The following is a 21,221-nucleotide window of genomic DNA, read 5'->3' on the forward strand; positions in this document are numbered from 1 at the left end:
ATGGATTTTATCCCCTATGGAAGACAAAATATATCTGCTGAAGATATAGAAGCAGTGGTAGAGACTTTAAAGTCTGATTTTTTAACTCAAGGTCCAGCTGTGATTAGGTTTGAAGAGTCTATTGCAAAATATTGTAATGTTAAGCATACTTTTGCTGTAGCAAATGCAACATGTGCATTGCATTTGGCATATTTGGCACTAGATGTTAGTAAGGGTGATATTATCTGGACATCTCCAAATACTTTTTTGTCTACCACAAATGCTGCTTTGATGTGTGGAGCGGATGTCGATTTTGTAGATATTTGTTTAAAAACATATAATATGTCTGTTGAGGCATTGGAAAAAAAACTTATAGAGGCAAAAACAATAGGAAAGCTTCCTAAGGTTGTTGCACCCGTGCATTTTGCAGGGCAATCATGTGATATGCAAAGGATTTATGAATTATCAAAAAAGTATGATTTTGCAATTGTGGAAGATGCTGCGCACGCTATTGGTGGTAGATATATTGGTAAACCGATAGGGTCATGCCAGTACTCAGATATTACAATTTTTAGCTTTCATCCAGTCAAAATAATTACTACAGCTGAGGGAGGGATGCTAACTACAAATTGTGATAAGTTAGCACAAAAGATCAGTTTGCTACGTACACATGGTATGACTAGGGATGAGTCTTTGATGATTAAGGAGATAGAGGGCCCTTGGTACTATGAGATGATAAACCTTGGTTATAATTATCGTATTACAGATATACAGTGTGCTTTGGGCTTATCTCAGATGTCTAGACTTGATGAGTTTGTTGCAAAGAGACACGTTGTAATGGATAAGTACAAAGAGTTGATGTCAGATTGTAAAGAAGTTATTCTTCCTTACCAGTTTGAAAAAAGCTATTCAGGGCTACATTTATTTCCAGTGGTGGTTCCAGCAAATAAGAGAAGAAAAGTTTTTGAACACTTGAGAGATAATGGTGTTGGTGTTAATGTGCATTATATTCCAGTATATCTGCAACCATTTTATCAAAAGTTGGGCTTTAAGCAAGGGTATTGTAAAAATTCTGAATCATATTACTATGGCACAATAAGTCTACCTATGTATCCTGATTTGACAGGAGATCAAATTAAGTTTATTTGTGATAAATTAAGGTATACTTTAAAATGAGACTTGCTGTAATACCAGCTCGTGGAGGCAGTAAAAGAATTCCTCGTAAAAATATCAAGCACTTTGATGGAAAGCCTATTATTGCTCACTCAATACAAGCACTGTTAGATTCCAAAGTGTTTGATAGGGTTATTGTATCTACAGATGATATTGAAATTGCTGAAGTTGCTAAGCAATATAGTGCAGAGGTGCCATTTATGAGGCCAAGCAATATTTCAGATGACTTTGCAACAACTGGTGATGTGATTAAGCATGCGGTTGAATGGTATTATTCCAAATGTGAGTTTGTTGAAACTGTATGCTGCTTATATGCGACTGCACCATTTATAAAAAGTCAAGATTTAATTGATTCTGTCGGAATTTTGGAGACAGGTGATACCGAGTGTGTATTTTCTGCAACTGAATTTAGTTATCCAATATTTAGATCATTTGCACTAGATCAACAGTTACGCCCAAAAATGTTTTGGCCAGAAAACTTTGCAAAAAAGTCATATGACCTACAGGTAGCCTATCATGATGCTGGGATGTTTTATATTGCAAAACCAAGTATTTTCATTGAACAAAAACCTCTATTTTCAGATTACTCAAAAGCTTATTTAATTCCACATTATAGGGTGCAGGATATAGATACTTTAGAAGACTGGAAAAGAGCGGAATTGATGTATGGAGCATTAAAAAGTTCTGGAGAAATTTAATGAAAGTCATAATCAGAGCGGATTCTTCGTCTAATATAGGTACCGGACACATTATGAGAGGTCTTGTATTGGCGACTCAGTTCAGCGATGTAACCTTTGTTACGAGAGATTTGCCTGGGAATATTAATTTTAAGATTAATGATGAGGGGTATAAACTAGAAATCATTAGCGATAATAGTGTTGTAGAGTTTGAAAAAGTTGTTAATAATATCTCTCCTGATCTAGTGGTTATAGATAATTATGATATTAATTATACTTTCGAGAAAATTCTTAAAGACAAGTATCCTAATGTCTCACTAATGGTTTTAGATGATACTTATGAAAGACATTATTGTGATATTCTTTTAAACCATAATATTAGTGCTGATGAAAAAAAGTATAAAAACTTAGTTCTTGAAAACTGTGAGCTTCGCTGTGGATCTGAGTATACTCTTTTAAGACAAGAGTTTTATGACTATAAGGTAAAACCAAAACAAAAAAATCAAGTTCCTAAGATATTTGTTGCAATAGGAGGAGCAGACTATAGTAATATAAATATTTCCATTTTAGAAGTCATAGAAGAGATTGGCGACGTATATGTAAATTTATTAACAACAATTGCCAATAAAAACTTAGATGAATTGAGAGAATATTGTCGAGATAAGAAATGGATTAATCTACATATTAATTCTATTGAAATAGCAAGATTAATGTATGAAAGTGATTTTGCTATTGTAACACCAAGTGTTACGGTTAATGAAGTCTATTTTATGCAATTACCACTGATAGCTATTAAAACAGCTGAAAATCAGAGTGATATTTTTGAATATTTGATTAAGAATGGTTATGATGCAGTTGATGGTCTTAATACTGGTCTGTTGAAAAAGTATATAGAAAGACATAAGCAAAATGTAATTGTGGGTTATGAGCTTCAAGATTTTGTAGATTTGTCACAAGATGATAGCTTAAAAATTTTATCATGGCGTAATGATCCAACCGTTCGTAATAATATGTATAATAGAGAAAAAATATCTGTAGAAGATCATTTGAAGTTTGTTAAGAGTTTGTTTGCTTGTACTAATAAAAAATATTTCGTAGTGAGAGAATATGGCCATGATATTGGTGTTATTGATTTTACCCAAATCATACATGGTGACAGTCTTCATATGGGTTTGTATGCAAAGCCGAATGTAAATGGTGCTGGCAAGATTCTGATGAACGCTATTGTTGAATACGCTTTCAAGATTTTAAAAGTTAAAAAAATATTTGCTGAAGTTTTTGAGTTTAATAATAGAGCCTATAACTTATATTTGAGATACGGTTTTAAAAAAATAAGTGATAAAGAAGTTAATAATAAAAAAGTAATTTGTATGGTGTTGAAGAATGAAGATAGGTAGCTTTGATTTAAAGAGAGATGGTGTTTTTATAATTGCAGAGTTAAGTGCAAACCATGGTGGTAAAATTGAAATAGCAAAAGAATCAATTAAAGCTGCTAAAGATATTGGTGCAAACGCTATTAAACTGCAAACATATACCGCAGACACATTAACATTAGACTGTGGCAAAGATGATTTTATAATCAAAGGTGGTACACTATGGGATTCACAGAAATTATATAATCTTTATCAAGAAGCATTTTTACCTTGGGAGTGGCACGAGGAGTTATTTAGATATGCTAGAGAGATTGGTATAGATATTTTTTCTTCGCCTTTTGATAAGACAGCTGTTGACTTTCTAGAGCAGTTCAAACCAACTGCATACAAAATAGCATCTTTTGAGATTACTGACTATGAACTTATTAAATATACAGCTTCAAAAGGTAAGCCAGTGATAATATCAACAGGTATAGCAACTATTGATGAGATTCAGGATGTGGTCAATATTTGTAGGGATGTTGGAAATAATAATATTGTACTTCTAAAATGTACGAGTGCATATCCAGCTAAACCAGAAGATGCAAATCTAGTAATGATTCCTAGTTTAGCCGATACTTTTGGCGTGGTAGCTGGATTTTCTGATCACACATTAGGCTCTACAGCACCTGTAGTTGCAATAACACTTGGTGCAAAAGTTATTGAGAAACACTTTATTCTTGATAAATCTATTGGTGGTGCAGATGCTGACTTTTCCTTGGATAGGGATGAGTTCGCTCAGATGATAACTGAAGTAAGAAATGCTGAGAAATTGTATGGTAAAGTAGACTATACACTTTCTGAGAAGAAAAAGAAAAGTAGGCAGTTTGCTAGAAGCTTATATGTGGCAAAGGATATAAAGAAAGGTGAAGTTTTCACAGAAAAAAATATTCGCAGTGTAAGACCTGGATATGGAATGCATCCTAAGTATTTAAATGATATATTGGGTAAGACTGCAGAAAGAGATTATAAGTTTGGAGACAGGTTTGAAAAATAAATTAAACTTAATATGGAATATTATGTACTATTATTTAGTAGAATGTTTTTCAATATGATTTTTAAAAAATGACTAAAGTAATAGCTATGAGTTTTCTGATAGGTATATTTTTAGTAATAGTAGTCAATATTTAGTTGATAAGTTTAAGTCATGATAAAAGTTTAATTATAGGAGATGATGTGCAGGCGTTAATTTTGACAGCAGGAATGGGTAGTAGGCTTGGTAAATATACAAAAGATAACACTAAGTGTATGCTCGAGATTAATGGGGAAACATTAATTAAACAAGTAATGGAAAAGCTAAATAATGTGGGAATAACAAAACTCATTTTAGTTGTAGATTATAAGAAAGATAATTTAATTGATCATGTTGGAAGTAGATATAAAAATATAAAAATAGAATATATAGAGAATCCAATTTATAGTAAGACGAACAATATTTACTCATTATATCTTGCGAAAGAAAAATTAGCCGAAGATGATACTATTCTTTTAGAGAGTGATTTGCTGTTTGAAGAAAGTATTCTAGAGAAACTATTAAATGATAATAGAAAATCATTAGCAGTAGTTGACAAATATAAATCATGGATGGATGGAACATCTGTAACAATTGATAATGAAGATCGTATTTTGAATTTTTTTTCTAAAAAATCATTTCGTTTTCAAGACGTGGGTAACTATTATAAAACAGTTAATATTTATAAATTTTCTAAAGATTTTTCTAATAATATATATTCCTTTTTTTAGAAGCTTATTCTAGGGCTATGGGTGATAATGAATATTATGAATCAGTATTAAGAGTTCTTACAATATTAGACAGTCATGAATTGCGAGCACTTAAGCTAGATTGTGAAAAATGGTATGAGATTGATGATGTTCAAGATAAACATAATGCTGAGGTTATTTTTGCTAAAACGCCAAAAGATAAATTAAATTTAATCCAAAAAAGTTCGGTGGATATTGGAGATTTCCTGAATTAAAAGATTTTTGCTATTTAGTGAATCCATACTTTCCAACTATTAAAATGCAAGAAGAAATAAAAGCATTTTTTTATGATTTAGCTTCTCAATATCCATCTGGGTTAAGTACTCAAAATTTACTAGCAGGTAAAATGTTTGGTATTGAGTCAGAAAATATATTAGTTGGCAATGGTGCTGCAGAGATAATTAAAGTAATTGGAGATGTTATCGAAGGGTTTTTTGGTATGATGTTTCCAACTTTTAATGAATATCCAGAAAATTTAAGCCATGATAGAATAGTTAAGTTTATTCCAGATAACCAATCATTTGTTTACGGAATAGATGAACTAAAGTTGTTATCTGATAAGAGCGATAATCTTATTTTAATAAACCCTGATAATCCTAGTGGACATTTTAATAGAAAAGAAGATTTAATTGAACTTATTGACTATATGAAAAAAAGTAATAAGTTATTAATCATAGATGAGTCATTTGTTGATTTTGCAGATGGTGGTGAAAAAGAAACATTAATTGAGCAAAACTTAATTGATAAATATGATAATCTTATAATTATAAAAAGTATCAGTAAGAGTTATGGAGTTCCAGGGATCAGGCTAGGTGTGGTTGTATCGTCGAATACAGACCTTTTAAAAAAAATTAGAAGAGAAATTTGTATTTGGAACATTAATTCATTTGGGGAGTATTTTCTTCAAATAATAGGTAAGTATCAAAAAGATTATTTAATGGCGTGTGAACTTGTAAGAAAGGAAAGGTCGAGATTTATTAAAAATTTACAACAAATAAGTTTTTTAGAGGTATTCCCATCTGGAGCAAATTATTTTTTATGTGAAGTAAAGGCTAAATTTACTGCTACAGAATTAACTGAACTGCTAATAGATAAAAATTTTTATATAAAAGACTTAACTGGCAAGATAGGGTTTGAAGGTAAAGAGTATGTGAGAATAGCAGTTAGAGATAGTGAAGATAATGATTCTCTCATGCTGGCTTTAAAAGGAATGGATTAATATGATGAATAACTGGAAAAGAGTATGGAATAAACGTGAGATTGATGCAGATAACGACTCTATTTTAGGAAGATTAATAGTTGTAGATGGTTTTGATACTGGATATGGAAATATAAGTGAAATTGATTGGTTAAATTATGTTGATTATATATCAACAAAGTTAAATTTATCCATTAATGATAAAATATATGAAGTTGGGTGTGGTGCAGGTGCTTTTTATATCCATTATATAAAAAAGGTCATAATGTTGGCGGTATAGATTATTCGATGAGTTTAATAAACATTGCAAAGGAATATTTTAATGAAGGAGATTTTATAGTATCTGAAGCATCAAAGATTAATATTGATATAAAATATGATTATGTTATTTCGAATAGCGTATTTTTTTATTTCCCAAATTATGAGTATGCAGAAGAAGTAATAAATAGGATGATTTCTAAGGCAATTAAAGGTATTGCTATTCTAGAAGTAAATGATCTTAATTTAAAAGAAGAATCAATGGTTATAAGAAAAGGGTATCTAAGTAATAAAGAATATGAGAAAAGATATACTGGTTTGGAGCATTTATATTATAGTAAGCAGTGGTTTATAAATATAGCGCATAAAAATAATTTAAGAGTTGAAATTGAACAGCAGAATATTAACAACTATAAAATAATATTTATAGGTTTAATGTTTTTATATATAAGGATTGATTTGTGAACAGTTTTAAATATGTTTAAAAAAGGCTAGTATTTTTAATTTTTTCTTAAAAACATTTTGTGAATTCATAGCAGTGTACATTGGTAAAAGAGTCCTTAATGGTGATCTTATTAAAGTGAAAATGTGTTTTGTGATGTCGTTAAATCTTGTGAGTTTAATTATTATTTTACTGCTGGGGGCCGGGAATAATATAGAAAAGGTAGTTTTATCAAGCATGATGTAAATATTAATGTTTTAAATGCAACAAAAGTACAGATGCAAAATTTAAAAAAAGTTACTGAAGGTTGAAAATAGGTAGAGAATTGTATTCCAATGGTAAAATTCAACAAATAGGAATTAATAGAGAATCTATTATATAAAAGATTTAACTGGTAAAATTGGTTTTGATTGTAAAGAGTATGTAGAGATAGTGTAGGTAATGATTTATTAATATGAATGTTGAAAAAATTGAGAATTAATGTATATGTTAAAAAAACTTAGACATTTAATAAAAGATTATTTATTCGTATTGAAGCATGGAAAATTTGTAGAGTTCCATTCATTTCCATTTGATACAAATCAAAAATTACCTAATGGAGCAGAGAAAGTAATGGAAAAATGTTGTAACTTTATTAAAAAGTTAGGTGTAGACTATAGGCTTACTGATGGAACTATATTAGAGTTATATAGAGATGGTCATTTTATTCCTCATGATAATGACATAGATATTGACATTATTGGTGATACTAAAGTAAAAGATATAGAAAGAAATTTTAGAAAACTGGGAATGAAGCTTGGTAGAAAAGTAATTTACAAGGGCAAGGTGCAACAGTTCATCTACTATACATCAGAACATATTATTATTGATATTGTTGTATGGCGGCAAAAGAATAATTTTATCTATAATTATTGTGAACGCAACTATGAAAGAAAGCAGGATATTAAGTTCTTTGATATAGATAATTTGGATGTTATAGAGTTTAAAGGAAATAAATATACAATGCCTACTCCAATAGAGGAGTGGTTAGAAATGAGATATGGAAAAGATTGGAGAATTCCAAAAACCTATAAAGGTGATTGGAAGGAATAATGTTTTGATATGAAAAGAGTTTAACTATATATACTTTTGAAGTATGGGGAAGAAGAGTATTTTAGAAGATTTTAAAATATCTCCTATTGTTGGTTCATTCATGAATGACTATATGGCATTTCACTTTGAACTTGATGTTGATGATATTTTTCCTTGTGGCATATACCATATGGCAGTTGATGCAAAATATGATTCATTATTGATGAAAGTTCCAAATCGTCTTTTATCTAAAATAAAAACACACGAGGGTGTAAGTAAAGATAGAATTAATAAAATTCAAGAGACTGCTAGTAAGTCTATGTATGTTTCTATACCAGCGACAATCTTTGTTAAGGATTTTATATTTTCTATTTTAGAAACATTTGTTGTTGGTGATAAGAAGTTATCAAGAATTAATATTAGTGAAAATTTTCTTGATAATGACTTTTATTTAATGGATGGTCATCATAGGTTAGAGGTATGCAAAAGGTTGAATTTAGATCTATTTATTATGGTGTTTAAAGAGAAAGATGTTTCTATATTACCAATGCATAGAGTTTTAAATAAGCACTTAATTGACCTGGATGTAAAAGTCTGGATTGTTACGATAAGTTAACAATTTGGGATCATGCCACTCTATGTGATCAGAATTATGGTATGGTTAAGATTTATAGTAATAGAGTTGATTTATATAACATAGTAAATACAATGATTGACATTTCTTGCCGAAAAGACGACCAGTTAAATGTGTCGTATGTGGGCAGCTGGCATCTAAGCTTAAATGATTTTCATTATTATTATTGTTTAAACGCTACTGGTTTTTTTATGCCGGGTATTAGTATGGAAATTTTTTATAAATATGTTGAATCTGGAATGCATTTTCCTATAAAGTCAACATGTTTTTCACCAAAAGTAGGATATTTAAATATCTTTATTAAAGTGAAGTAATGGAAATTTAATATTTACCATAAGTGTAGATCTTTAACACTAAATTTTCGTAGAGCTAGCTACTTTTCTACAGTCAAAATACAAGCTTAAGCATTACTCAAGTCATGTTGCTTCAACATGCTGAAAGCTGTCAATTTGATGGCTTAACTAAGATAAATGTATCTATATATACTAAAAATGGCAAATATAGATATAAAATGATCAACCTATACTTGAATTTTAGACAAAATATATAATTTTAAGAAAAGGGTCTAGATAACTTTAGCTTGTCAATAATGATTGATGAGACTATATTTTATCTATATTTGGAAGGTGTAAAAAACGTTCGCATATTTTAGATGCTAAAATTAGAGAAATTTTAAAGTGTTTTTGCTTAGATTTAACATAACAAATACAAGTAAAAATTGCTAAGGTTAGTAGAGTTACAGTTAACGGCTTGATAGATTTCGCAAATAATTCTATTGTTTGATAAAAAATTCTTAGCATCTAGCAGAGAATTTGAAATAGGTGAATCTTATTTGTAGTAAAAAGAGTAAGTGGTAAACGCGGTTATGGTACTGTAGGAAAAACACCAGTATTGGATGTTTTAAAGCGAGATTAGCATAATAAAGTCTATGTTTCTATTGTGTAAAACTGCTCCAAAGAGTCCTTAATGCCTATAGTACATGGCAAAATACTCGAAAACAGTACAATCTATACAAAGGAATGGAAAAGTTTATGGGCTTATTTTGAACAGCTATGATCATTACTGCATTTACCACTCTCATAATTAGTTTACACGTGGTAAAAACCATGTTGTCATTTAGTGCTAAAGTTATCTAGACCATAAGAAAATTATAAAAATTGAGCATTAACTCAATAGGTTATAGAATGCTTTAGATGTTACTGAGTTTAAGCACTATAGAATTAACCATAGTAAATTATTTGCTAAGAAGTGAAATCATAAATAGTATAGAGAATTTCTGGAACCAGGCTAAGAGGCGTTTAAGGAAATTTAATGCATTCATAGGGAGCATTTTATTTGTTTTTAAAGGGAATGGAAAGGCGTTAATCATAGTGATTCTAAAGAGCAATTAAAGCTAATTAGACATTGGGTTAGAAAAAGTTTAAAGTAGTATTATCTAGGAAAACCACTATTTTAAAATTTGGGATATTATGTGGCGGTTAGAATAATAAGGATTACATTTATGGTTTTAAATAATGATATAAATAGTTTGATATTAGAAAAAGATATTATTGAAAACTGGCAAAGTGAAGATGTTTTAGTGAGTATATGTTGTACAGCATATAATCACAAACTATATATAGAAGACGCACTAAGAGGATTTTTAGGTCAAAAAACAAATTTCGCTTTTGAGATAGTGATTAGCGATGATTGTTCAACAGATGGTACAACTGAGGTAATACGAAGATATTTGGAGATGTTTCCCAATATTATTAAGTTTATATATCAGGAAGAAAATCAATATTCCAAGGGAGCATTACCTATAAGAGACTTTATTTTACCTAATGTGTCAGGTAAATACATAGCACTATGCGAGGGAGACGATTATTGGATAGATTCAACTAAGTTACAAAAACAAGTAGATTTTCTAGAGTTAAATCCACAATTTATGGGGTGTGGACATAATACTAATTTTTTAGAAAGAAATGAGGAGATAACTAAAGCATTCATAGATTTTGAAAATTATAATGAGGTTTATACTTTTGATAATTTTATTGAGTTATCTTATCTTCATACTAGTTCTATTATTTATAGGTACGAATCTAAATTTAAAGAACAGATTAATGAGTATCTGAAATTGTATTCAAATGTTGATAGAAATGATTATTACATGTTGTTAGTATTTTCATATTTTGGGCCAATAAAATATATAAATCAGGTAATGTCAGTATATAGAGTTAATGATGGAGGGATATGGAATGGTGCAAATAAAGAACAACAGCTTTTAATGTTTCTTAAAGGGCACCTAGATTTTAGTTATATTTTTGACAGGAAATATACAGAAAAATTTGTATATTCTTTTATAAATGTTCTTAGTGAGAATTCTGAGAGTTGCTCTCATCACTTTTTTAATAAGTTGCTAGATAGTCTTTGTAATAAAGATTTAGAGTTATTGCTAAGTTATTTTGCAAAATTGAGAAATAGTGATATTAAAAAAATTAAAGAAAGTAGGTATTACATTAATGAGTTAGAAAGTCAATTAAATGATAATAGCATTAGGTCACTTTTTACTAAGTTTTTAAAAACTATAAAAGTGTATGGTTTTTTGAAAAATATTAAAAAGTAAAAAAATTAGAATTTTTTTACAAGAGATATTAACTTATGGAAAGGACGAGTCATCTTCTGGCTTGGTAGGATCGATCGTATACATCATTTAACTTTTTAGTAGCTTATTTTTCTGAATTGCTTTTTCTAATAAGAACGAGTCTTTTATAGGCTCTAAATTACAAATATTTTTAATATTCATATTTTACAAAAAAATAATTTTGTGGTGATTAAATCAACAGTCTTTTAAATGAGATGAAATTGGGTTAAGTAAAAGGCAATAGGTGTAACTTTTAGCTATAAGGTTTTCGGTTGACTATATTTGTATAGGTTCAGAACTTTTGCCTATGAAATAATTTTGCTTATGATATACTATTTCGTTATGTGAGGTTTTAAGGTTTATTTGTATTAATTATGAAAGTAAAGAAATCTAAAGCTTTACTTATTGCTTACGATTATGGCGAATCTGGGGATTTTTTTTTAGAATGTTTGACCGAAGAGTTTGCGCGAAAAAAAAACTTAAATCTTCGTGCAATTTCGTTTGAAAAGCTTTTTGAGAGTGTAAAGCCAAATAAGATTAATAAGTACTTTTATGGTTTTATCTCAGTATTAAGGTTACTGCTAACTCTTTTGGTTAAAGGTAGGCGGTCAAAACTACTATATAAAATGAGAAATTTGAAATACAAAAAAATAGATGTTGGAGTTTTTATTTTTTCTAGCTACTTAAGGTCTTCAAATTCTGATGGCTTTATAAAAATGTCGCCCGGCTTTATGAAATTTTACTTCGTGGCATTTATTTCGTTGTTATATAAATTTAGAGCACTTGATAAAATTATAAAGAAAGCGGAATATGATGAGATCTACTTTTATAATAGTGAGATTGTTTACCATTATGGTGCTGTAAGAGATTTTCTTGTTAATAGAGGTATTAAAGAGTTAAAATTTGATAAATGTAATCAAAGATATATTTTATCTTTGAGTAAAAGCTATAGTTCTTTTGATGAAAAAGTAAAAATGTTATGTTTGTCTGATAAACAAGTGATGGAAGGACTTAATCATTTGAAATCCCTTGTTTATAGAGAAAAAACGTATTTTTATATGAAAGATGTAGATATTAGCATATCTACCGAATTTGATTATTCTAGAATAAGTTTGAGTAAAAATGTTGCAGTAATTTGCATGCATGCGGTTTCAGATGATCAATATGTTCATGGTCCTGATGGCTTCCTAGATTTGCATGATTGGCTAATGTCTTCGATTCAGGTTTTAAGAAAAAACGGTTATATGGTTTTGATAAAGCCACACCCCGCATATTTCCCAAGAAATGTTAAGCAGTTTTATATTGCTGATCACAGATATTTGGTTCATCTAATGGCAATTTTTAATACATATATCTCTTTTGATTCAAAAAATATTTTTAGTACAAGTGTTGAAGATGTTTTTTTCTTGCCTGCAAATCTTTCCTTAATTGAGATGAAGGAAAATTTAGGTGACTTCTTGGTATTGACTCATCATGGTAGTATTGCTGTTGAGGCTGCTTATTTAGGGTTGGGAGTATTAGTTAGTACTTCATCACCTTATTCAAAATATGATTCGTTTGTTTCATTTTATAGTGATAGACATACATTAGAGCAACAATTAATTAAACAAAATAGCGAATCCATAAGAGATTCATCAAGTATTATGAGATCACTTGGTACGTATATGTTTAGTAAAGATCTACTTGGTGAAGGTCGATCTTCTTCATACTATTTTAGAAAAGCGGCTTTTCATGATGTTGATGGACGAAAAGCTAATTTAGATATGATTTCTGAGTGGTTAAAAAATTTACCTGCTACTGAGAAAAAAATATTGTCGAAGCAAATTAGAGCACTTATCAAAAAAGAAATGGTTGAGGTTTGAGAGTTTAGGTTAAAATTTGTTAGAAGCGCCGCTATCACTGCTATTATTTTAATGTATCTTAACAAAGATAACGTGATTTTATACAAAAAATTATTATCTTGTTATATCTAACTAGATACACATTCTTTTAAAACTGATATGGACTTTATTTTACTCATTAAGTACCTAAATACCAGATACTAGTGCTTTATTTATAGCTCTACGACTATGCTATGTTTATTACTTACTCTTTTATTCCAAAAGATGATTGATTTAGCCTATAATTAGAGCATTTTTATGTCTCATATAACTTTATCTATGGTTTTGAAAGACTAAGTTTATTATTGTGTATGGTGAAAAATAAAAATATTGATTAAGGACATTGCAATATCTATATATTATATAGAGTTTAATTGTTGATTATGCTATATTTGTTGGCGTGAGATATCATTTTACAGGGTTTTTATGGTCTACATTAAAGAGTTTTATAGGTTTATAAAACATATAATTAACAGTAGGAAAATGTTATTTACTTTGGCGTATCATGGTTTTAAAGAAGAGTTTTTAGGCTCTTATTTGGGTATTATTTGGGCTGTTGTAAGACCTGGGATGTTTATTTTTGTTATTTGGGTGGTTTTTACTTTCGGTATTAGGTATGCAGGAAGTACTGGAGGACCTCCGTTTATATTATATCTTTTGTGTGGAATGATTCCTTGGTTTTTTTTCACAGACTCAATAATAAAAGCTTGTAGTTGTATAGTTTCTAATGAGTTTTTAGTTAAGAAAGTATCATTTAGTGTTAATATTTTGCCTTTAGTCAGTATACTTTCATGTCTAATTGTCCATTTAATATTAATACTGTTTTTGATGATATTAGTAGTTTCTAATGGTTTTTATCCTAGTATTTATTGGCTACAACTACCTTACTACATATTTTGTAGTATTATTTTACTTCTTGGTTTAGGGTGGTTCACATCTGCTATACGAGTATTTATTAAAGATGTTAGTGAAGTAGTTGGACTAGTGGTTCAGTTTGGATTTTGGTTTACTCCTATATTTTGGTCGCCATATATAATTTCAGAAAAGTATAGGTTTATACTTAATATAAATCCTATGGTATATATAATTGAAGGGTTTCGAGATACTTTTCTAAATAAGGTTTGGTTTTGGCAACACACCTTTAATACTTTTCTATTTTTTGCTATGGCCTCGGTAGTTTTATTTTTTGGCGCAATAGTTTTTAAGAGATTGTCACCACACTTTGGAGATGTGATCTAATGAGAAAAAATTTGGCAATTAAGGTAGACAATATATCAAAATTTTATAAGATCTACAATCGAGCTAGAGATAGGGTTAAAGAAGCTTTTAATCCTTTCAAGAAAAAGTATTATAATGAGCATTATGTTCTAGAAAACTTAAATTTAGAAATTGAAAAAAGGGATGTTTTAGGTATATTTGGTCTTAATGGTGCTGGTAAATCAACCCTTTTAAAGATAATTGCTGGAGTTGTTACTCCTTCAAAAGGTAGAGTTACTGTTAGTGGTAGTATTAATACTATGCTTGAGGTAACTGGATCTTTGAATCCTGAATTAACAGGGACTCAGAACATAAACTTTAATTTGGATTTAAATAGAATTAAGGGAGAAGATAGGGCAAGTATAACTAAAGATATAGTGGATTTTGCAGAAATTGGCTCTTATATTGAGCAGCCTGTCAAGAGTTATAGTAGTGGTATGAAAGCAAGGTTGGGTTTTGGTATTGCAACATCTATAGAGCCAGATATACTTATTGTCGATGAGGTTTTGGCTGTTGGTGATGCAGTATTTCAGCAAAAGTGCTTTCTTAGAATCAGGAAACTATTAGAAAAAAATAAGACAGTTGTTTTTGTGTCGCATAGTGTTGAACTTATGGTAGAATTTTGTAATAGAGCGATTTTTTTGTATGATAGGAATATAGTTTTTGATGGACCCGCTGTAGATGTGGCTAATTATTATAGAAGAGTTTTACTTAGTGAAGATAAGCATAAAGAAATTTTGTCTATCCAAAATAAATTGAATATGGGCTTGGAAGCACAAAAAAATATTTCTACGAAAAGAGTCATAGGAGATATTCCAGACAATTTTGTAGGTTATAAAGATGCTAATATTGTAATTCATAATGTTATGATATGTGACGCTCATGATAATGAAAAAAGTTATCTTAGTTCATTTCAAGAATATTTCTTTAAATTTGCAATAGATTTTAAGCAAGATTTTAATAATGTTGAAATATCTTGTATCATGATGGATGTTACAGGTAAAAAATTGCCATGGGTAAGTCATGGGGATTGTAATGTGATACCTAGTGTTAGAGCAGACGATAAATATATAATAAAGAATAGTTTTAAGTGTAATGTTTATAATGGGTTTTATACTTTGAGCATAGTAATAAAAAGTATTGATTTAGAAAATAATCATATAGTTTTAGTTGATGCTTCTGACAAATATAAGTATAAATTTGAGGTGGCTAATATAGTCAAACCAGAGTCAAGCTTGAGCTTTCAGAAAATATAAAGTCTACTATTGAGTTGTAATGTTGAAGAAGAAAATATCAATAATCACTATAGTATGTGAAGATAGTCTAAATATTGATAAGACCTTAAAGAGTGTTTTTTCTCAGAAATTATTTCATGAGATTGAATATATAGTTGTAGATATTAGTATGGCTGAGTCTGCTTTTAATATTATTAACAATGATGTTGATAAAATTGATAGTCTTTTGTTTTTAGAAAATACAAATAAGGTAGATGCTATAAAAAAAGCTATTGAAATTGCTAGTGGAGAATGGTTGAATGTCCATTTTTCTGGAGATATTTTTGTTGGAAGCAACTTAGTAGAGAGTATTTTATATAATATATCAAGTTTGCAAAATATAAGTATTATTTCTAATTTACCTTTTGAAAGTAATAAAGAGGAAATAAGTATTCTTGAGCTAGAGGAGCTTCAAGTACAGTTAACTTTTTTTCGAAAAACGATAGTGGAAAGGTATGGTTTGAATTATTTGTATTCTGAGCAAGCTATTTATGACCTAATAATTAAGTGTTATAAGGAGAACTCTAATATATTTAAAATATATAAGGAAACGATAGGTGATGACTTAGAAAAGAGTACTTTTCGATCAGAGATTGAAAGATTACATATCTTGTTAAGAAGTTTTGGTGAGAGTTTTTTGTGTGATAGTCTCAGATTTGGATGGATATACCAAGAAGGTTTAAAAAATCAAAAAGCTAAAATAAAAGTGAAATCACAACTTCTAGAGTTAAGGAAGAGTGAATTAAAAGAAATACGTAGTACTAATGTATATAAGTTAGGTTCATTTTTTGAGAGAATTTTTTTTAAAAAAAGAAAAAAAAGTATAGATTTTAATGAAGAAATTAATAAGTGTTGTAACAGTCGTATATAATTCTGAGAATTTAATAGAAAGAACTATAAAAAGTGTAATTGAGCAGTCTTCCTTATCTAGTATCGAGTTTATAATAATTGATGGTAATTCTTCTGATAGGACTTTAGATATTATAGCTAAGTATAAAAACAAAATAGATATTGTTGTTTCAGAGCCTGATAATGGTATATATGATGCCATGAATAAAGCTATAAGGCTTGCTTCAGGAGTTTGGATAAATTTTATGAATGCGGGAGATACTTTCTTTAGTAATAAAACACTAGAATTAGTAATAAAAAAAGTGAATTTAGATATCGATATTTTTTATGGTTCAAGGTATATTCTTGATGAAGAAACAGGTGATAGTAAAGTTGAATTAGCTGATAAAATAGAAACAATTAGTAAAAAGATGCCATTTGGACATCAAGCAGCATTTACAAAAACAGAATTATTAAGAATGTATGAGTTTAATACTTTGTATAGGCTTTCTGCTGACTACGATTTTTTTATAAAATGTTATGAAAAAAAACACAAATTTTTAAAGTTAGATTTGCCTATATGTTATTTCTATGAAGGAGGATTAACAACTACTGAACAGATATTTTCCTTTGTAGAAACTCTTAAGGTATTGCTTGATTATTTTGATGAGAATCTTGTTAAGAATAATGTTGCATACACTGATTTACTAAACTCAGGAAGTGTTAAAAATAGGAATCAAATAAAGTTGCTAGAATATGAAATTCATAAGAGAGATAAGGAAATAACATCTTTTTATAGTGATTTCCCATACAGGGTTGCTAGATTTTTAACTTATCCTATAAATAAGTATAGATTAATAAAGGGAAAAAAATGAAATTTTCTATAGTAACAGTATCATATAATTCCGAGAAATATATTGAAGAAACTATTTTAAGTGTAATCTCTCAGAGGGGTGATTTTGATATTGAGTATATTCTTGTTGACGGTAAGTCAAAAGATAGTACTTGTGATATTATCAAGAAGTATGCTGATAAGCATGAAAAAGGTGAGCTTGACATATATTGTAATAATTTAGATATCAAGTTTATATGTGAGCCTGATCAGGGTATGTATGATGCTTTATCAAAAGGTCTTTCTCTCGTTACAGGTGATATTGTTGCATATATAAATTCAGATGATTTTTATTTACCAAATGCTTTTAAGGCAATAGCCGCTGAAATGAAGATGTATGGTGAGAAAGCTCAGTGGATAAATGCTAAAAATACTTGGTATAATAAAGATGGTGTTATTGAAAATTCTATGTTGCCTTTGGTGCCTTCAAGAAAAAGAATTTTGAAAGGTATTCATGGGACTAGTTTGCCATCAATACAACAAGAGTCAACTTTTTGGACAAAATCATTACAAGATAAAATGGATATGAAGAAATTTGCTGAATATAAGTTGGCAGGTGACTTTTTCATGTGGCATGAGTTCGCAAAGCACGCAACTTTACATATATGTAATAGTAATGTTTCAGGTTTTAGACATCATGAAACTAACAAAAGCCATGATTTAAGTGGTTATATGAATGAATTCTATAATATTATTAGTGGTAAGCCAAGAAGAAATATTTTTGATTTATGGCATATCTTTATGTATAAATTTTATGTTAAATATACATCTGATAACATGATCAGAAGACATAATGAGTATGTAAGGATATTTAGGCATATAGGCTTTAAACTTAGAGAAAAGTTTGGTAAAAAGAGTCATTAATATCTTAGGAGTTATCCTTGTCAAATTCTCAAACTCAAAATCAAAAAGCTAATTATCCATTAGTAACGATTGTAACTGTTGTATATAATGCCAAAGAACTTTTAGAAGAGACTATTATAAGTGTACTAAACCAATCATACCAAAATATTGAATATATTATTATCGATGGTGGTTCTATAGATGGTACTTTAGATGTTATCAAAAAATATCAAAATCATATTAGTCAGTACATAAGTGAATCAGACAAAGGTATTTATGATGCTATGAATAAAGGTATAGCTTTAGCTAAAGGTCAATGGTTAAACTTTATGAATGCTGGAGATAGCTTTTATTCTAATGATGTTTTACAAGATGTTTTTAGTCAAGAATTCACTCAAGATATAAGTATTGTTTATGGTAATACTGATATTGGACATAAAATCTTAACGTATAAGCCTAATTTAGATTTAAAAGATATGGAACAAGGGATGATGTTATGTCATCAGTCAACTTTTTATAAATTAAGTAGCTCAATAAAGTATAATCTTAAATATAGAATATGTGGTGATCAAGATTTTACAATGCAATATTTTAAGCTTGGTAGAAAATCTAAGTATTTAGATATTACTATTTCTAAATATGACCTTGATGGTATTTCATCTCAAAGCTTAAATAAAATTCTAAAAGAAAAGATTAAAATAAATAAATCTTATGGTCTTTCATATATTCCCGTAATAAAAAGTTACATTATTTCTATATTAGTTAAGTTAAGAAGATACTTTAGGAGTTACTAATTGTATTGCTATATTATATATAAGTCTAAGTTTGCTAAAAGGCAGGATAGAATATTATGTATGATTATGTCATAGTTACTCACATTCCAGCTTTTTATAAAGTTAACTTGTATAATCAATTGGCAAAGAAACTAAATATCTTTGTTATTTTTTTAGCCGCAAATACTAATGAAAAAAGGGCCGATGATTTTGTTGGTTTAGAGAACGCCTGTTTTGAGTGTAAAGTTCTATACTCTGGTAACCTACAGGAGAGAAGTTATTCAGCAAATATCAGATGTTTAAAGAATATTTTAAAAAGCCTAAAATATAAAAAAGTATTAGTAAGTGGCTGGGATTTACGTGAATTTTGGTATCTTATTTTTGCGAATCGCAAGAGTAAAAATTGTTTAGCTCTTGAGTCGACTATTAATGAAAGTAAGACAACAGGTACGCAAGGTATAATAAAAAAAATATTTTTATCAAGAATCTCCACCGTTTTTGCTTCAGGAACACTTCATCGACAATTGCTAATGAGGCTTGGATATAGTGGAGATATCAAAATTACTAAAGGAGTTGGTATTATTAATAAGCCAAGTTTTAATAAAGAGGCTAAAGAGTATCATAAAAAAATTCTTTATGTGGGAAGATTGTCTACAATTAAAAACTTAGAAAGATTAGTCCAGGTATTTAATCGTTTAGAAGACTGTAGCCTAACTATAATTGGTGTAGGTGAGCAAAAAGAATATTTACAAAAAATTTCTAATAAGAATATTACATTCAAGCCTGCTATTGAGAATAAAAAAATTAAAGAAGAATTTCTTAGTCACGATGTTTTTATTTTGCCTAGTCTAGTTGAGCCATGGGGATTAGTGGTTGAAGAAGCATTTTATTTTGGTTTACCTGTGATCATCAGTCAAAATTGTGGTGCTAGAGATATTGTTAATAATGGTATAAATGGATATTGGATAGACCCAGAGAATGTGGACGAGTTAACTTCAGTAATACAAAAAATTGATTCAAATAAATATTATGAGCTTATTTTGGGAGTTGAAAAGTTCTCTGTAAATACAAAAGATGTTCAGCAAGTTGAGGCTTATTTATGAAAATTTTGATTGTTCATAATAGATATCAATCGAATAATATTGGTGGTGAAGATATAGTCTATGAAAATGAGTTAAAGTCTCTACAAAATCTTCGTGGCGAAGATAATGTTTTAACCTATGAAGCTTCTAATGATAATATTAGCAAGTTTAGTTTATTATTAGGGATATGGTTTTCGCGTAAACATTATAGGAATATTAAAAAAATAGTCAAAGATAATAGTATTGATATAGTTCATGTGCATAATTTTTTCCCCTTGTTAACACCAAGTATTTTTAAGGCTGCAAAAATAGCTGGAGCTAAAGTAGTGCATACACTCCATAACTATAGATTATGGTGTATATCTGGGATATTTTATAAAGATGGTTATGGCACATGTGAGTTATGTACTAAAAATAAATTGCCTTTTTTTGGTATCAAAAATAAATGTTATAGAAAATCTACGTTACAAAGCTTTGTAGCTCAGTTAGCATTTAGTTTTTATAAGTTTTTGAAAATGTTTAAAAATATTGATTACTTTTTTGTATTGACTGATTTTCAAAGTCAAAAAGTTAAAGAGCTTGGAATTCCGGCTGATAAAATTATTTTAAAACCTAATAGTATGCCTTTGATTACTCAACAGCATATTTCAAGAGAACAGCAAAATTACATTTATGTTGGTAGACTTGAAGAATCTAAGGGTATATTTGAGCTTTTAGATACTTGGAGATCTTTAGATGATAAGTTTATACTAACAGTTGTAGGTGATAGTCCTGATAGTGACATTAGTAAATACTCATCAAAAAATATCATCTTTAAGGGAAAGTGTTCGAGAGAAGAGACTTTATTGCTTATATTCCAATCAAAATATTTGATCCAACCAGCTCTGTTATATGAAACGTTTGGTTTGACAATAATAGAGGCTATGAGTTTTGGTGTTCCTGTTATTGGTTTTGATATAGGCACACGCAAAGATTTCATCAAAAATGAACAAAATGGTTTTTTAACTACTAAACAAGATTTACAAAAAACTATAGAAAAATCATATAATTATGATAATTATAAGCAGATGAGTGAAAATTCAAAAAATACTGCAAAGCAATATCAGAATGATTATATAATAGTTAAGCAGTTAGAGATTTATAAAAAAATTTTAGAAGGTTGAT

General features: G+C 29.0%; 21 protein-coding genes and 2 pseudogenes. All 23 read left to right on the top strand.

Features of this window, described 5'->3' with window-relative positions:
* The gene (gene pseC / locus C9379_RS07720; RefSeq protein ID WP_143385263.1) at positions 1–1,155 is read left to right on the top strand and encodes a UDP-4-amino-4,6-dideoxy-N-acetyl-beta-L-altrosamine transaminase; all 1,155 of its coding nucleotides are present in this window, start codon (positions 1–3) and stop codon (positions 1,153–1,155) included.
* Positions 1,152–1,850 carry a pseudaminic acid cytidylyltransferase gene (gene pseF / locus C9379_RS07725; RefSeq protein ID WP_343377577.1) on the top strand — a complete coding sequence of 233 codons (699 nt, stop codon included), beginning with the start codon at positions 1,152–1,154 and terminating at the stop codon, positions 1,848–1,850. Before pseC ends, pseF begins: the two co-directional genes overlap by 4 nt.
* Entirely contained in the window at positions 1,850–3,226 is a 1,377-nt protein-coding gene (gene pseG / locus C9379_RS07730) for a UDP-2,4-diacetamido-2,4,6-trideoxy-beta-L-altropyranose hydrolase (RefSeq protein ID WP_143385261.1), read from the top strand. The genes pseF and pseG overlap by 1 nt, the downstream gene beginning before the upstream one ends.
* Positions 3,213–4,238 carry a pseudaminic acid synthase gene (gene pseI, locus C9379_RS07735; RefSeq protein ID WP_143385260.1) on the top strand — a complete coding sequence of 342 codons (1,026 nt, stop codon included), beginning with the start codon at positions 3,213–3,215 and terminating at the stop codon, positions 4,236–4,238. Before pseG ends, pseI begins: the two co-directional genes overlap by 14 nt.
* Positions 4,239–4,417: 179 nt before the next feature.
* The gene (locus tag C9379_RS07740) at positions 4,418–4,984 is read left to right on the top strand and encodes a phosphocholine cytidylyltransferase family protein (RefSeq protein ID WP_318263455.1); all 567 of its coding nucleotides are present in this window, start codon (positions 4,418–4,420) and stop codon (positions 4,982–4,984) included.
* Between the two features lie 17 nt (positions 4,985–5,001).
* Positions 5,002–5,217 carry a hypothetical protein gene (locus C9379_RS07745; RefSeq protein ID WP_318263454.1) on the top strand — a complete coding sequence of 72 codons (216 nt, stop codon included), beginning with the start codon at positions 5,002–5,004 and terminating at the stop codon, positions 5,215–5,217.
* 44 nt (positions 5,218–5,261) lie between these two features.
* The gene (locus C9379_RS07750; protein ID WP_318263453.1) at positions 5,262–6,221 is read left to right on the top strand and encodes a pyridoxal phosphate-dependent aminotransferase; all 960 of its coding nucleotides are present in this window, start codon (positions 5,262–5,264) and stop codon (positions 6,219–6,221) included.
* A gap of 4 nt (positions 6,222–6,225) precedes the next feature.
* On the top strand, positions 6,226–6,480 hold the full coding sequence (locus C9379_RS07755; protein ID WP_143385259.1) for a hypothetical protein: 255 nt from the start codon (positions 6,226–6,228) through the stop codon (positions 6,478–6,480).
* Positions 6,481–6,488: 8 nt separating this feature from the next.
* Positions 6,489–6,923: a hypothetical protein gene (locus tag C9379_RS07760; protein ID WP_143385258.1), complete on the top strand. Its 435-nt coding sequence runs from the start codon at positions 6,489–6,491 to the stop codon at positions 6,921–6,923.
* A 457-nt stretch (positions 6,924–7,380) separates the two neighbouring features.
* Positions 7,381–7,992: a hypothetical protein gene (locus C9379_RS07765; RefSeq protein ID WP_143385257.1), complete on the top strand. Its 612-nt coding sequence runs from the start codon at positions 7,381–7,383 to the stop codon at positions 7,990–7,992.
* A 43-nt stretch (positions 7,993–8,035) separates the two neighbouring features.
* A complete protein-coding gene (locus C9379_RS07770; protein ID WP_143385256.1) occupies positions 8,036–8,587 on the top strand; it encodes a hypothetical protein in 552 nt (183 codons plus the stop codon).
* Between the two features lie 633 nt (positions 8,588–9,220).
* Positions 9,221–9,689: pseudogene (locus C9379_RS07775) on the top strand (transposase); the annotation flags it as partial.
* 99 nt (positions 9,690–9,788) lie between these two features.
* Positions 9,789–10,034, top strand: a pseudogene (locus C9379_RS07780) (IS1595 family transposase); the annotation flags it as partial.
* Positions 10,035–10,076: 42 nt separating this feature from the next.
* Positions 10,077–11,210, top strand: a complete 1,134-nt coding sequence (locus tag C9379_RS07785) for a glycosyltransferase family 2 protein (protein ID WP_343377578.1) — start codon at positions 10,077–10,079, stop codon at positions 11,208–11,210.
* A gap of 392 nt (positions 11,211–11,602) precedes the next feature.
* Entirely contained in the window at positions 11,603–13,090 is a 1,488-nt protein-coding gene (locus C9379_RS07790; protein ID WP_143385254.1) for a hypothetical protein, read from the top strand.
* A 444-nt stretch (positions 13,091–13,534) separates the two neighbouring features.
* Positions 13,535–14,347 carry an ABC transporter permease gene (locus tag C9379_RS07795; protein ID WP_143385253.1) on the top strand — a complete coding sequence of 271 codons (813 nt, stop codon included), beginning with the start codon at positions 13,535–13,537 and terminating at the stop codon, positions 14,345–14,347.
* Positions 14,347–15,621, top strand: coding sequence for an ABC transporter ATP-binding protein (locus C9379_RS07800; RefSeq protein ID WP_143385252.1), 1,275 nt, complete (start codon positions 14,347–14,349; stop codon positions 15,619–15,621). Before C9379_RS07795 ends, C9379_RS07800 begins: the two co-directional genes overlap by 1 nt.
* Before the next feature lie 19 nt (positions 15,622–15,640).
* Positions 15,641–16,510, top strand: coding sequence for a glycosyltransferase family protein (locus C9379_RS07805; RefSeq protein ID WP_343377579.1), 870 nt, complete (start codon positions 15,641–15,643; stop codon positions 16,508–16,510).
* Complete coding sequence (locus C9379_RS07810) at positions 16,473–17,342, top strand: glycosyltransferase family 2 protein (protein WP_143385250.1); 870 nt, start codon at positions 16,473–16,475, stop codon at positions 17,340–17,342. The genes C9379_RS07805 and C9379_RS07810 overlap by 38 nt, the downstream gene beginning before the upstream one ends.
* Positions 17,339–18,223, top strand: a complete 885-nt coding sequence (locus tag C9379_RS07815) for a glycosyltransferase (RefSeq protein ID WP_143385249.1) — start codon at positions 17,339–17,341, stop codon at positions 18,221–18,223. The genes C9379_RS07810 and C9379_RS07815 overlap by 4 nt, the downstream gene beginning before the upstream one ends.
* Positions 18,224–18,240: 17 nt before the next feature.
* Positions 18,241–18,996: a glycosyltransferase family 2 protein gene (locus tag C9379_RS07820; protein WP_143385248.1), complete on the top strand. Its 756-nt coding sequence runs from the start codon at positions 18,241–18,243 to the stop codon at positions 18,994–18,996.
* 56 nt (positions 18,997–19,052) lie between these two features.
* Positions 19,053–20,078: a glycosyltransferase gene (locus tag C9379_RS07825; protein WP_143385247.1), complete on the top strand. Its 1,026-nt coding sequence runs from the start codon at positions 19,053–19,055 to the stop codon at positions 20,076–20,078.
* Complete coding sequence (locus C9379_RS07830) at positions 20,075–21,220, top strand: glycosyltransferase family 4 protein (RefSeq protein WP_143385246.1); 1,146 nt, start codon at positions 20,075–20,077, stop codon at positions 21,218–21,220. Before C9379_RS07825 ends, C9379_RS07830 begins: the two co-directional genes overlap by 4 nt.
* Position 21,221 lies beyond the last annotated feature (1 nt).

It is taken from the genome of Francisella-like endosymbiont (assembly GCF_003069505.1).
Classification (GTDB): domain Bacteria; phylum Pseudomonadota; class Gammaproteobacteria; order Francisellales; family Francisellaceae; genus Francisella.

Coding starts and splice junctions, on each gene's coding strand:
- C9379_RS07770 (WP_143385256.1), top strand. CDS start 8,036: ATGGGGAAGAAGAGTATTTTAGAAGATTTTAAAATATCTCCTATTGTT.
- pseI (WP_143385260.1), top strand. CDS start 3,213: ATGAAGATAGGTAGCTTTGATTTAAAGAGAGATGGTGTTTTTATAATT.
- pseG (WP_143385261.1), top strand. CDS start 1,850: ATGAAAGTCATAATCAGAGCGGATTCTTCGTCTAATATAGGTACCGGA.
- C9379_RS07815 (WP_143385249.1), top strand. CDS start 17,339: ATGAAATTTTCTATAGTAACAGTATCATATAATTCCGAGAAATATATT.
- C9379_RS07825 (WP_143385247.1), top strand. CDS start 19,053: ATGTATGATTATGTCATAGTTACTCACATTCCAGCTTTTTATAAAGTT.
- pseC (WP_143385263.1), top strand. CDS start 1: ATGGATTTTATCCCCTATGGAAGACAAAATATATCTGCTGAAGATATA.
- C9379_RS07810 (WP_143385250.1), top strand. CDS start 16,473: ATGAAGAAATTAATAAGTGTTGTAACAGTCGTATATAATTCTGAGAAT.
- C9379_RS07750 (WP_318263453.1), top strand. CDS start 5,262: ATGCAAGAAGAAATAAAAGCATTTTTTTATGATTTAGCTTCTCAATAT.
- C9379_RS07760 (WP_143385258.1), top strand. CDS start 6,489: ATGAGTTTAATAAACATTGCAAAGGAATATTTTAATGAAGGAGATTTT.
- C9379_RS07765 (WP_143385257.1), top strand. CDS start 7,381: ATGTATATGTTAAAAAAACTTAGACATTTAATAAAAGATTATTTATTC.
- pseF (WP_343377577.1), top strand. CDS start 1,152: ATGAGACTTGCTGTAATACCAGCTCGTGGAGGCAGTAAAAGAATTCCT.
- C9379_RS07800 (WP_143385252.1), top strand. CDS start 14,347: ATGAGAAAAAATTTGGCAATTAAGGTAGACAATATATCAAAATTTTAT.
- C9379_RS07805 (WP_343377579.1), top strand. CDS start 15,641: ATGTTGAAGAAGAAAATATCAATAATCACTATAGTATGTGAAGATAGT.
- C9379_RS07795 (WP_143385253.1), top strand. CDS start 13,535: ATGGTCTACATTAAAGAGTTTTATAGGTTTATAAAACATATAATTAAC.
- C9379_RS07790 (WP_143385254.1), top strand. CDS start 11,603: ATGAAAGTAAAGAAATCTAAAGCTTTACTTATTGCTTACGATTATGGC.
- C9379_RS07755 (WP_143385259.1), top strand. CDS start 6,226: ATGAATAACTGGAAAAGAGTATGGAATAAACGTGAGATTGATGCAGAT.
- C9379_RS07830 (WP_143385246.1), top strand. CDS start 20,075: ATGAAAATTTTGATTGTTCATAATAGATATCAATCGAATAATATTGGT.
- C9379_RS07745 (WP_318263454.1), top strand. CDS start 5,002: ATGGGTGATAATGAATATTATGAATCAGTATTAAGAGTTCTTACAATA.